We start from the raw sequence: 12,937 nt of genomic DNA on the forward strand, positions 1-12,937 counted from the left end.
TCAGGTCAGGTACCCACAACACCAGGAATGTCAATTCCTGACGCTCTCAATGGCTTGACGCGTTGCATCCAGATAGGCGTACCCATACGTCTTGTCGGGTTCGAGATAGGCGCCCTCACCCCACTCGTTCCAGGCATTGATGAAGATGAAGGAGTCTTCCAGATCCTTTCGCTCCTTAGACTCCTTGAAGATATCTATCAGCCAGTGCTTATAGAGTTCCGGTGACGCGCCGTGAAAAATCATGCCCTTGTTATCACGCCTTGCCGTGTTGTCCCACATTGGCATCGCCGCGCGGTACAGTTTCTCGTAGTTATATTTGAAATACTTTTTACCCTTGACGATGTCCTCATAATCCATTACCACGCCGCCAAAGTTTGGTTGGACAAAATCGATCTTCGCGTCGATGCGTTCGCAGTGCTTGAATACCGTTCCAGGATGAAACTCACTTTGCGCGTCAAACCCATGAGCGAGCAGATCCTCGTTCCACGTATGCTCCTTCACACCAATGATGTACGGATTACCGACCCCCGCATTTATACAGCATTCCCGCCAATAGGAAAGTGTTTCCGAGCATTCAGGAATGAATGACGGGCGATAAATAATGAGCACCGGTCGCCCGTCCACTCTGATGTAGCGCGGATCCTTCATGTAGCGAATAACGCTATTGATGAAGGCGCGATAGCTTTCGACAGTCTCGGATTGCTTCATCAAGATCTCGCCGCATGAGCCATCGAATCGACGCGTCCACGACTCGTTAGCCCAGCAAAGGCAAAAGGGAAAATCGATTTCCGGCGAATCGACGAACATATCGAGCGGCTTGTCGAGCAGTCGAGCCCCGTCGAACCAGTAGTAGTAGAACGAGAAGCCAAACACACCATATAGTTTGGCCAACTCCACTTGCCTAGAGATATTTTCCTTGATACGCAGATCGTAGTAGCCGAGTTCACCCGGCAGCCTAGGCTGATAGTGCCCCACGTATTGCGGCACCGCACGCGAGACATTGTTCCATTCGGTAACACCCTTGCCCCACCAGGCATCATTTTCAGGCGTCGGATGAAACTGTGGTAGGTAGTAGGCGATCACTTTTGGATCCCCCTCACGTCGCTCGAAGGCTTCCGTCACAATTGGGACGTGCTTCTCATCCGGCTTAGCCGGAATAGAAAGAACCTGCGCAAGATATGCCTGATGCCGGACGGACTCCGAACTGGACGAAGCAGGTACGGACGCCCCGACCCGGTACAGCTTTCGAGTAAATACACGAAATCTGCTAAGCCAAGCCTCTTTCACACTATCGGAGACGGGTAGCTTCCAATATATCCGGCGTAACACCTGGTAGAAGGTGGAGTTCATAAATTGCACCTAATTAATTCACTTAAATTGTCTCTGGAACACCGAGGCACCAGTGATCAGCACACCGTTTCCACATCAAGTTCGTCGAAGATCGCCAATGTTTTCCCTCGCCAGGAATTTTCTTCCGCATCACGACGCAACAAATTCATATACTCCGCATTGGACATCAGAGATATTGCTGATTCGAGATTCGCCATGAACTGCTCATGATTACTCGCCACGAGGCAAGATTGGTACTTGGCGCACTCTCTTAGATCCGTCGTAACTACTGGTTTGCCAGCGGCCATATATTCGAACAACTTAACGGGCGAGACTGACTCCGTAAGTGCATATTTCCTGAACGGCAGAATGCCAATGTCATAGCATGCCGCATAGCTATTCAACTCGAAGTAAGACTTACTACCCAAGAAATGAACATGCTCGCATTCGAGTAAGCCGCTTTCTTCCAAGGAGGAATCGTGCGCATAGCCGATAAGGACGAGTTCAAATCGTCCATCTTCGGCGATCTTCCGCAGCAAATCGTAGTCAATCCAGTTTGCCAATGCCCCGTGATAGCCGACGATGACACGCCCAGCCCGCATGGCCGACTCCATATCGCTGGGTACACCATTACGCGGCGCGCTATACCAATGGGGTAAATCGACTCCATTAGTGGAAAGTAAGCAATTGGTCTGTCGTTGCTGGCGCACCTGCTCATAAATCTTGTCGGACGTGGCCACCACCAGCACGCGCGGCTCACTCAGCAGCCATTTGTGGCGCTCCAGCACAAAGGACGGAATCTCGCCGGTAATCTCCTCGCTGATTTCGTCAATGTATTCGTAAACCACGATGAAGCCATCATCGAGGAACCGCTTGATTTCCTCTATTCGGGTCGCCAGGTCAATTGACTGTAGTCGCAAGATCTTTTTCCCCGAGCAGTGCCTGAGCGCAGAAAAGACGACGTCGACCACTCGCTGATCCAGTGCATCAAAAACCAGCACGCCATCCTCTGAGCGATCGTAGACGAACAAACCGACATCGACTTGTAGGTGACCGCCGTATAAGGCAAGGCCACCGAGCTGGCTGGCCTGTAGCGACATATGCTGAAACCGCTGGAACAGCGGCGTTTTCCAGCCCATCGGGACATGGAAGATGTCAACGAAGCCCTGATGACCAGAGATGATGCTGCGCAACTCCCTCAGCTTTCTTTCGTACAGCTTGTTGTGCATTCTCTTCTTGAGCCACATCGAAGACAGCGACGTCACTGCGCGAATAGCTGGCCGAACAGATCCAACAACACCATATCGCCGAACACCCTCGATATAGCGATTAATCATGTAGCGCATCCTTCTGCGCCAAATCGATGCAGGCTCACTCGCCAGCGTAGCAGCGCCAGTCTCGGGGCTATCCATCACATCCCACGAACGCCGGAAAGTCATAGCGCGGGCCACCCGACTCAAGCGGGATGCAACACGCCACGAACGGCTCCTTTGCATGAGTTCGAGCTGTCGACTCACTTGAGCAAGTTGCGCATGTGTAGTCGCCAGTGCGTTGTTCGCCGCAATCAACTCGTCATCGTGCTGGCGCCGCGCCACGGCCTCCTCCTTGTACCCCTCAATCACTTTCTCGATACCGCTAAGCAGCGCTCCGTTCCCGTCAACCACGCGGTTTAAATTCGCAATCAGGCAGTCCCGATCGATAACCATCTGATTCAGCTGGGAGATGCGCTGATTACACTCGTCCAGAGCGTGGCTCTTGTCCGCCAGATCATGTTCACGCACATCGACAATCTGCCGCATCTGCGCAAATTCGCTATTGTAGTCCGCCTGCTCCAGCCTGCAGTCCGACAACGTGAGGCCAAGGCCATCAATCCAATCCTCTGCTGCATACAGCAGAATGATTTGATCTCCCCCCCACTGCGTCTTGGGCAAGTTGCGGCAATCCACCACCTTGGCCCAGCATAGCCTGAATCCATTAGGTAATCGAACTGGTATGTTCTCTGGCAGGAACGTATAGAAGTGCTCGTCAATACGCTCCATTTCCTTATATGGCAGCGCAAGGATCACTGCCTTCCGCGCTCTCGGCAACAGCTTCTTCAATACCTCGAACGGTAGATGAAAATGCTCCAGTGTGTTCGATGAAAACACAATGTCGAACGTATCATTGATACCCTGCGTCTCGTCCATCCAATCCTCGTGGATGAAACGAATGGATGGATAACGCTCGGCGGCCTGCGCTACGGCCACGGCCGAGAAATCGACGCCTGCGATCCGTGCTGGATCCATATAGGAAGCCCAGACATCTGCGCCATCGCCCTGTGCGCAGCCCCAATCGACAAGGGTCAACCCCCCGCCCTTGATCTGCCACATCAGCCAGGCCGGAAGATTGCAGACCGCAATCTGATAAAAGAATCGCGTCTGCCAGGGCCCGTCGCAAGATTCCCAGTTTTCCCTGAAACGGGTGTCCCAATATGACTCGGAGTTGAGCTGCTCTGTGCTTCTCATTTACTTCACCCGAATACTCTGTTGAATCGAGGGTTGGAATAAGCCGAAGATATGCTCGTCGGCCAGCGATGAAAAATAATGTGCGCCCTCTATATATTCAAAATAATGAATATCTCGATACTCGCGATTTTCAACCGCAGCCACTAGCAAATATTTTCCTGTCACCAATGGGTTCCTCATGCGGAACGCAACGCTGAAGCGCTCGCCCTCGGGCAATCTCTTGCCATAATCACGAGTCGTAGACACGATCAGATCCGTTCCTTTTAAATCCTTGATTGAAATAGCCACACTGAGATGGTCACGCGAGACCGATTTCGGAATACTTACCTCGACCATCACTTCAATGTCACTACTCAATTTGTGTACATCACGTCGAATACCAGCTGAGTCGCATACGGCGGCCGAAAGAATGAGACCTTTATGCGATCCCCAGTGCGTTACCGGACGCGCCTCGACATGGAAATCTGGCTCAGGCACCACTAGTGCATTTCCCTCGGACTCAACCACATCGAGCGATACTGAAAGTTCGTGTGAAGACGGCGCGTCTTTGATAGCACCGATCGCGCTCTCCGCCGATACGGATTCGTCGCGGAACAGAAATTCCATGTACCTTCCCGTCACGGGAAACACGTCCCCCGCATTAACGAGATGCCCCTTGTCGATCCAGATGGCGCGTTCACATAGAGTCCTCACCGAGGCCACATCATGACTGACGAACAGAATGGTCGCTCCCATGGCCTTGATATCCTGGATGCGCCGCATGCATTTGGCGACAAAGCGCGCATCGCCGACAGCCAGTGCCTCGTCAATGACCAGGATGTCCGGTTCGACATGAATCGCAATCGCAAATGCCAGCCGCGCGAACATGCCACTTGAATAGGTTTTCACCGGCTGATCGATGAACTCCTCCAACTCGGCGAAGGCAATCACCTGCCCCATACGTTCGCGCATTTCCTCAACGGGGAAACCCAAAATGCTCGCATTGAGCAGAACATTTTCACGCCCGGTGAATTCAGGATTAAATCCCGCTCCCAACTCCAGCAAAGCCGCCACGCGCCCCGACGTGCGAATACCCCCGGTGGTCGGCGACACGGTACCGCAAATCATCTGCAACAGCGTGGATTTTCCGCTGCCATTGCGACCGATAATCCCGACCGTTTCGCCTCGACCGATCGAGAAAGAGACATTGTGGACGGCCCAAAATTCTCGGTAATACCGATGCCGTCCGAACGACAGCATCTGCTTGAGGCGGTCACTTGGCCTATCGTAGATGTGATAGCACTTCCCGACCGACTCGACCGCGATCGCTACATCAGAGGACATCGGCAAATCCCTTACGAGTCTTCTGGAACCAAGCGAAGCCGAGCCACGCCACTAAGCACATGGCTGCCGTATATCCCCCCAACAAAATCCAGTCGGGCATATGACCCCAGATCAATATTTCCCGAGCTTGCTCGATGACTGGCGTTAAAGGATTAAGCAACATCATGTATTGATAGCCTTTCGGTAGTTCCGTAATCGGATAAAACACGGGCGACATAAACATCAGCACAGTGGTTACAATGCCAGTGAACTGCGCAATATCACGGAGATAAACTCCCAGCGATGCCAGAAACCAACCCATACCTAGTGCCAACATCAACAACGGCAGAATGGCGACGGGCAGCAACAGCGCCGTCATGGGAGGCAGCCCCATGCACAACACAAAGAAAAGGAACCAAACCACTGTGCTTACCATCAGATGAAAAAGTGCCGACCCTAAAGCGACCACCGGCAGAATCTCCAGCGGAAATACCACTTTTTTCACATAATTGGCGTTAGATAGCACCAGTCCGGGCGCGCGATTGAAGCATTCAGCAAATAGGTTGAAGATCATCAACCCCGAGAAAAGCACAACGGCAAATTCCGTCTTCGAGCCTACACCACCGCTCCAACGCGCTTTAAACACTTCGCTGAAAACGAAAGTGTAGACCGCAAGCAAAAGGATCGGGTTGACGAACGACCAGACCAGCCCCAGCGCTGACCCCTTGTATCGTCCGACAATTTCCCGCTTGATTAGTGCTCCGATCAAACTGCGGTTTTGTCGCAGCGAGTGCAGCAGTGCCATGGGCGAGCCACTGAAATGTTGCATTGTTCAAAGCCCTCGTTATATTCGGAGTGTCAGACCAGCCGATCATCAGTCAATGAGCGCCACGGCAAAACCGGAGGCAACAGCGAAACCGACCACGCCCCGCTCAAATCGGCGGCACAATACCCGCAAGCCATACTTGTGACTTGGCTAAATGCAACGTGATGCCGGAATTCGTCACCCTTTTGGGTGAAACTGGATTGGCTCATTGGCTCTAAAAATTCATACTGCTCGGCTACGACTGGGTTGGCCGAGCGAAGTTGACACGGGCAATCGTGAACGCGCCAAGACGGGTTCGAAACGCCTGCTCCAGCCTACCGCAGCGCGGAACGACGCGATTTCATCAAAATCCGGCAAAGGGGTAGCAAGCACCTCATGCCACAAACGCCTCCAATCTGTTCTTGACGTGATATGCGACACACCATCGATCTCGCCGCGATGTTTCATTTCACCGAAGTTCGTCGACCAGACGGGCACGCCCATGCTGCGATATTCGTAGTATTTGATCGGATCGACGCCCGAAGTCAAATCATTGATTCGGAACGGGATCAGTCCAACTGCAAATTGACGAACAAAGTCAGCGATTTCGTCCTGTGGACGCTCACCGAGAAACTCGATATTGGCCGGCATTTCGGTGGGCCGTGCGACGAACTCCGGACCGATCAGCCGCACCGTCACGTCGGGTAACGCCAAAGCCAACGAACACACAAGAGGCCAATCGAACCACTCCGCGATGGAGCCAACGTAGCCAATGTAGCGACGTTGCTCTATACGTGACGGCTCCGGAAGATAATCGGTTGAATATCCATTAAGCACCACGAGCGCATCGCTTCGAACCTCACTCACATCCGCAGCAATCTGTGACGCTGAACAATACACATCTGTAACGCTCTCACAAACAGCACGCAAACGCGCCATCATCGCGATTCTAGACAGACCCCGATAAAACGCGGGGAAGTTATCAAGTACATCAACGAATGACCGATTATGCGGCACATGTTTCAGCGCCCATTCCGCAAGCCTGCTCGGACGGCCCACTGCAAGCACACAATGTCGCGCGCCGTCCGCATAAGCGAGCAATTGCGCGCGCACCGTCCGCCAAGCAATCAGATGATTGATCCAACCGCTCATCGGCAATGGTTCGATAGGGAGTGCCGCCGGCCGCACGACCAGGATGCGGGGATGTCCCGGCTTCGGATCAGCTACGGTTCGGCGCCCCAGTCGCGCCAAATCCGTCAGCACCGGAAAACGCGTCGGATAAGGATCAACCCATAACACCGATTCGAACCCATCGTCCACAAACGCAGTGGCAAGAAAGTGCGGCCGCTGCGCATAGCTTTCATAAGGCACTGACGAAAAATAAATCAGCCGACGTCCGCTTGAACGAAGCTCGCTGCCGCTTGGATTCCCCGTTTGCTCAAACATGCTCACTGATTGTTCGGCATCGAACTCGATGCACTTCCGCTAACCGAAGCACCATCGCACAAGGCTTGCTCCAATATTGTGACGATTCGGTGAGCAGCTTGACCATCGCCATAAGGCGACGCACCGCGCGCCATTGCGGCGTAAGCCAACGGATCCGTCAGGAGACGCTGCGCCTTATCAACAATCGACGCTGTTTCCGTACCGACCAGTGCCGCCACACCAAAGGAGACAGCTTCGGGACGTTCGGTTTCCTCCCGCAATACGAGAACCGGTTTTCCGAGTGCCGGCGCTTCCTCCTGCACGCCGCCCGAATCGCTCAAGATAATATCGGCTGCTTCCATCGCCGCAATGAACGACAGATAATCGAGCGGCGCACAGAGATCGACCTGCGGATGATTTCCGAGTGCCTCATACACAATTGACGATACATTCGGATTCGGATGCACGGGGAACAACACATCCAGTGCCGGATTACGCTTGAGCAGTTCCGCAACGGCAGCGCAAATGCGCTTGAGCGGATCGCCAAAATTTTCGCGCCGATGCGTTGTGACCAGCATCATCTTGCGGCCCTCTGCGACCCTGCGCGGCACCTTTTTCGGGTGCTGTCGAGCCTCGAACAGGGCGTCGATGACAGTGTTGCCAGTCATGAACACCGAGTCAGCCGGCACCTGCTCGTTGAGAAGGTTCTGCGCTGCCGACTGAGTCGGCGCGAAATGCCAGTGCGCGAGGCGCCCAGTGACAACACGATTCATTTCTTCGGGAAACGGATTGCGCATGTCGCTGGTACGCAGCCCCGCCTCAACGTGACCAACCGGAACGTTGTTATAGAACGAAACCAACGAGGCCGCCAATACGCTGGTTGTATCGCCCTGAACCAAAAGTGCGCTTGCCGCGACCTCCTTGACGACTTCGTCAAGTGATGTAATTAACCGCGATGTGAGCCCAGCAAGCGTCTGGTTCGGACGCATCAGATCAAGGTCATAGTCTGGTTTGATGTCGAATATGTCGAGAACTTGATCGAGCATTTCCCGATGTTGAGCCGTTGCGATAACAACCGGTTCAAGATGTGCAGATCGATTGAGCGCATGCACCAGCGGCGCCATCTTGATCGCTTCAGGACGGGTACCAAGCACTACGGCAACTCTGTTAGCTTTCATCGGAAAATTAAAATAAAATAGTCTAAAAACGCGCTTGGCGCCGGCCGGAATTCTATCGCAACAGCCTCCATACGCCCCGGCCCCCAAAAAGTAAATGCACTTCCCGACGGGAAGCAAAAAACCTTCTCTGCCGTCAAGCAGCGACATTCTTACTAGCTTGACTCGCCAACCTTCCCACCACCGCGCAATAATTACGAAATCCGAAATGTTGATCACATCCCATTTCAGCCTATTGACCTGACACTCCTTTCAACAGGCAGATATGAATTGTCCCCAAAAACGATTCCGGAACGCAGATCCGAACAGCACACTACTCGTCATCTAGTTGAACGCCGCGCCACCGTCGAATTCCAGACATTATGGTCGCGATTATCAATGTCGCACTAGCTGGCGAGACACAAATACAATGCCTCATTCCATGCGGGAAGACGCAGTCCAAACGTGTCGGTCAGCTTGCGATTCGACATGCACGAATTCGTGGGACGCTTAGCCGGTACCGGATATTCGCTCGCTGAAATGGGCACGACCGTCGGTCCGTTTTCTCCCAACGCCACATCGAAAATCGCTTGCGCGAAGTCGTACCACGACGCCTCGCCCGAACAAGTTAAATGAAATGTTCCCGATTTCTCCTGCCACCACCGCGCCTGCTCTGCCGCTAGTCCTTGAGCCACGATGTGCGCCGTCGAGGTTGCAATCGTATTCGCCCACGTCGGCGCACCGACTTGATCAGCCACAACGCGTAGCTCCGAACGCTCCGCGCCTAGCTTCAGCATCGTCAGCAGAAAATTCTTGCCGCGTCGCCCATACACCCAGCTCGTCCGCAGAATCAGATGCGCGCACCCCGTCGCCGCGATCGCTTGTTCGCCCTCAAGCTTCGTGAGCCCATAAACGTTCTGCGGATTAGTCTCGTCCATCTCGACGTATGCGCCATTCTTCGTACCGTCGAACACATAATCGGTCGAATAGTGAATCAACACCGCACCGCTCTTCGCCGCCTCTTCCGCGAATACGCGCGGCACATCGGCATTCAGGCGACGTGCGGCATCGACGTCAGTCTCGGCCTTGTCGACCGCGGTATATGCAGCCGGATTCACGATGATCGACGGCTTGAGCTCGCGGACGACCGAACGCACACGATCAAGATCAGTGAGATCTAGCATCGAGCGGTCACATGCGATCACGTGCCCGAGCCCCTGCAACGAACGCAATAGCTCGAACCCGACCTGACCATTGACGCCCGTCACGAGGATCGTCGGCTCCTGACTCATGGTTGCCTCACGCATAGACTTCGGCTTCGCTCAAACGCTTGCCCGCCGCATCCTTCGCAGCCAGCAGCGGCTCAAAGTCGATCGGCCACTCAATGTCGATTTCCGGATCATTCCAGACGATGCTGCGCTCGTACTCTGGAAACCAGTAATCGGTCGTCTTGTACAAAAACTGGGCTGCATCGGACAGCACCACGAAACCATGTGCAAAACCGGGCGGCACCCACAGCTGCCGATGGTTCTCGTTCGACAGCACGACACCCACCCACTTGCCGAAATTCGGCGAGCTCTTGCGGACATCGACCGCCACGTCGAACACCTCCCCTTCGACCACACGCACAAGCTTGCCCTGCGCGTGCTGGATCTGGTAATGCAGCCCACGCAGTACGCCCTTCGACGAACGCGAATGGTTGTCCTGCACGAATTCGACGCCGGGCTCCACGTGCTCCGCGAACTCACGTGCATTGAAGCTTTCGTAGAAGAACCCGCGCGCGTCACCGAACACCTTCGGTTCGATGATCTTGACTTCGGGCAATGCGGTTGCCGTTACTTGGATGGCCATGCGACTTGATCCGTGAGAATGTTCTTGAGGTATTGTCCGTATGCGTTCTTCGCAAGCGGTTGCGCAAGCTTCAATACCTGCTCCCCATCAATCCAGTGCTTGCGATACGCGATTTCCTCCGGACAAGCGACTACGAGACCCTGGCGTTTCTGCAGCGTCGCGATAAAGCTCGCCGCCTCGATCAACGAATCGTGCGTACCGGTATCGAGCCATGCATAGCCGCGCCCCATGATCTCGACATTCAGCGCGCCATCGGCAAGATATCGCGAGTTGACGTCGGTGATTTCCAGTTCGCCGCGCGGTGAGGGCTTGATGTCCGCCGCGATGTCGCACACGCGATTGTCGTAAAAATACAGGCCCGTCACCGCATAGTGCGAGCGCGGCTTCGCAGGCTTCTCTTCGATCGACAGTGCGCGAAACGACTGATCGAATTCGACGACGCCATACCGCTCCGGATCATGCACGTGATACGCGAACACCGTCGCGCCCGACTCCTGGGCATGCGCGCGCTCGAGCTGCTTCGCGAGATCATGGCCGTAAAAAATGTTGTCGCCGAGGATCAGCGCCGAGGGATCGTTACCGACAAATTCCTTGCCGATGATGAACGCCTGTGCAAGCCCGTCCGGCGACGGCTGCACAGCGTACTGGATGTTCATCCCCCACTGACTGCCGTCGCCAAGCATCGTCTCGAAGCGAGGCGTATCCTGCGGCGTCGAAATGATCAACACATCGCGGATGCCCGCCACCATCAGCGTGGACAGCGGGTAATAGATCATCGGCTTGTCATATACCGGTAGCAACTGCTTCGACACGACATGCGTGATCGGATACAGCCGCGTGCCGGAACCGCCGGCGAGAATGATGCCTTTACGTGCCATCGCTTGAGTCCTCAGGTCCGTTCCGCGTAGTTCGTCTCGACCCACTTGCGGTATTCGCCCGACGCCACTTCGTCGGCCCACGCCTGATTGTCGAGATACCAGTCGACGGTCTTCGCGAGGCCCGTCTCGAACGTCTCGGCCGGCTTCCAGCCCAGTTCGCGCTCGAGCTTGCGCGCGTCGATCGCGTAGCGGCGATCATGCCCCGGACGATCCTTCACATAGGTGATCTGATCCCGATACGAACCTTCAGCCTTCGGACGCTTCGCGTCGAGCAGGTCGCACAGCGTATGCACGACGTCGAGGTTCTTCTTCTCGTTCCAGCCGCCGACGTTGTACGTTTCGCCCGGCACGCCGCGCGCGAGCACTTCGCGAATCGCGCTGCAGTGGTCGCCGACGTACAGCCAGTCACGCACGTTCTGGCCGTCGCCGTAGATCGGCAGCGGCTTGCCGGCGAGCGCGTTCGCGATCATCAGCGGAATCAGCTTCTCGGGGAACTGGTACGGGCCGTAATTGTTCGAGCAGTTCGTCGTCAGGGTCGGCAAACCATAGGTGTGATGATACGCACGCACGAGATGGTCGGAGCCTGCCTTCGTCGCCGAATACGGGCTGTTCGGCGCGTAGGGCGTCGTTTCGGAGAATTGCGGATCGGTGGCGGTCAGCGAACCGAACACCTCATCGGTCGACACGTGCAGGAAACGGAACGCGGCCTTGTCCGCATCGTTCAGACCATTCCAGTACGCACGCGCGGCTTCGAGCAGCGTGAACGTGCCGACGACATTGGTCTGCACGAAATCGGCCGGACCGTGGATCGAGCGATCGACGTGGCTTTCCGCGGCGAAGTGCAGCACGGCACGCGGCTTGTGTTCGGCGAACAGCGCATCGAGCGCGGCACGGTCGCAAATGTCCACACGGGCGAAAATATGCTTCGGATTCCCTTCCAGCGACTGCAACGTGCGCAGGTTGCCCGCATACGTCAGCTTGTCGACGTTCAGCACCGCTTCGTCGGACTGGCTCAGCCAGTCGAGTACAAAATTGGCACCGATAAAACCCGCGCCGCCCGTAACCAGGATCATGAGGCTCTCTCTGTTAATTTAATGCGCGGCAAGCGGGACAGGCGCTCGCCACTTTGAATATCGCAGTGGCAAGTCGACGCCACCATCAGGCCCGGAATTCTAACCGGTCAGCATGGCTGTCAAAGTCATGAAATGCTAATTTTTCCGGCGGAAGCAACAATTATATGAAACTGTTCCGTGCAATAGCCACGCCGCTAACAACTTGAAACAGCGCTTCGAACCCGCATCCGTCGAAAAAAGTCATGCCGGACCAAGCGCTTGGCATGGAATACAGTTGCGCACAAGTCCTGTTGCGGCGATCATTTTTCCCCTGCATCGCCCCGATTTGTAACCTTACGACCCCATGACGCAATCCCCCATCGCCATCGGCGACATCCAAGGCTGTCATTCAGCCTTCGATCTCCTGCTCGACAAGCTTCCGGCCTCCGCCGACACACCGCTCTGGATCGCCGGCGACGTCGTCAACCGCGGCCCCGCGTCCCTGGCCGCGCTTCGCGCGCTCGTCGAACTTGGTCCGCGCGCGACCGTCGTGCTCGGCAACCACGATCTCCATCTGCTGGCAGTCGCGGCCGGCATCCTGACCGAGCGTCCCGGCGACACGATCGGCGAGATCCTC

11 protein-coding genes are annotated in these 12,937 nt (G+C 55.3%); 1 reads left to right on the top strand and 10 read right to left on the bottom strand.

The features are described from left to right. Positions 1-30: 30 nt before the first annotated feature. The 10 genes from KH616_RS05710 to rfbB all read right to left on the bottom strand — a co-directional run bounded on the left by KH616_RS05710 (position 31) and on the right by rfbB (position 12,321). Positions 31-1,350, bottom strand: coding sequence for a glycoside hydrolase family 99-like domain-containing protein (locus KH616_RS05710; RefSeq protein ID WP_292237958.1), 1,320 nt, complete (start codon positions 1,348-1,350; stop codon positions 31-33). A gap of 56 nt (positions 1,351-1,406) precedes the next feature. Beyond that, on the bottom strand, positions 1,407-3,833 hold the full coding sequence (locus tag KH616_RS05715; protein WP_292237959.1) for a glycosyltransferase: 2,427 nt from the start codon (positions 3,831-3,833) through the stop codon (positions 1,407-1,409). Beyond that, on the bottom strand, positions 3,834-5,156 hold the full coding sequence (locus KH616_RS05720) for an ABC transporter ATP-binding protein (protein WP_292237960.1): 1,323 nt from the start codon (positions 5,154-5,156) through the stop codon (positions 3,834-3,836). Next, entirely contained in the window at positions 5,146-5,964 is an 819-nt protein-coding gene (locus KH616_RS05725) for an ABC transporter permease (RefSeq protein ID WP_292237961.1), read from the bottom strand. Before KH616_RS05725 ends, KH616_RS05720 begins: the two co-directional genes overlap by 11 nt. Positions 5,965-6,183: 219 nt before the next feature. Beyond that, entirely contained in the window at positions 6,184-7,386 is a 1,203-nt protein-coding gene (locus KH616_RS05730) for a glycosyltransferase (protein WP_292237962.1), read from the bottom strand. A 2-nt stretch (positions 7,387-7,388) separates the two neighbouring features. Continuing rightward, entirely contained in the window at positions 7,389-8,543 is a 1,155-nt protein-coding gene (gene wecB / locus KH616_RS05735) for a UDP-N-acetylglucosamine 2-epimerase (non-hydrolyzing) (protein ID WP_292237968.1), read from the bottom strand. Positions 8,544-8,926: 383 nt separating this feature from the next. Next, on the bottom strand, positions 8,927-9,826 hold the full coding sequence (rfbD, locus tag KH616_RS05740; protein WP_292237963.1) for a dTDP-4-dehydrorhamnose reductase: 900 nt from the start codon (positions 9,824-9,826) through the stop codon (positions 8,927-8,929). Continuing rightward, positions 9,819-10,370: a dTDP-4-dehydrorhamnose 3,5-epimerase gene (rfbC, locus tag KH616_RS05745; protein WP_292237964.1), complete on the bottom strand. Its 552-nt coding sequence runs from the start codon at positions 10,368-10,370 to the stop codon at positions 9,819-9,821. Before rfbC ends, rfbD begins: the two co-directional genes overlap by 8 nt. Beyond that, positions 10,355-11,248, bottom strand: coding sequence for a glucose-1-phosphate thymidylyltransferase RfbA (rfbA, locus tag KH616_RS05750; protein ID WP_292237965.1), 894 nt, complete (start codon positions 11,246-11,248; stop codon positions 10,355-10,357). Before rfbA ends, rfbC begins: the two co-directional genes overlap by 16 nt. An 11-nt stretch (positions 11,249-11,259) precedes the next feature. Continuing rightward, positions 11,260-12,321 (bottom strand): dTDP-glucose 4,6-dehydratase, encoded by a 1,062-nt coding sequence (rfbB, locus tag KH616_RS05755; RefSeq protein WP_292237966.1) that lies wholly within the window; start codon positions 12,319-12,321, stop codon positions 11,260-11,262. Between the two features lie 343 nt (positions 12,322-12,664). Between rfbB and KH616_RS05760 the strand changes: the two genes are divergently transcribed. Then, positions 12,665-12,937: metallophosphoesterase (locus tag KH616_RS05760; protein ID WP_292237967.1), on the top strand; the 273-nt coding region annotated here is incomplete at its 3' end.

It is taken from the genome of Burkholderia sp. (assembly GCF_018375725.1).
Taxonomy (GTDB): Bacteria; Pseudomonadota; Gammaproteobacteria; order Burkholderiales; family Burkholderiaceae; genus Burkholderia.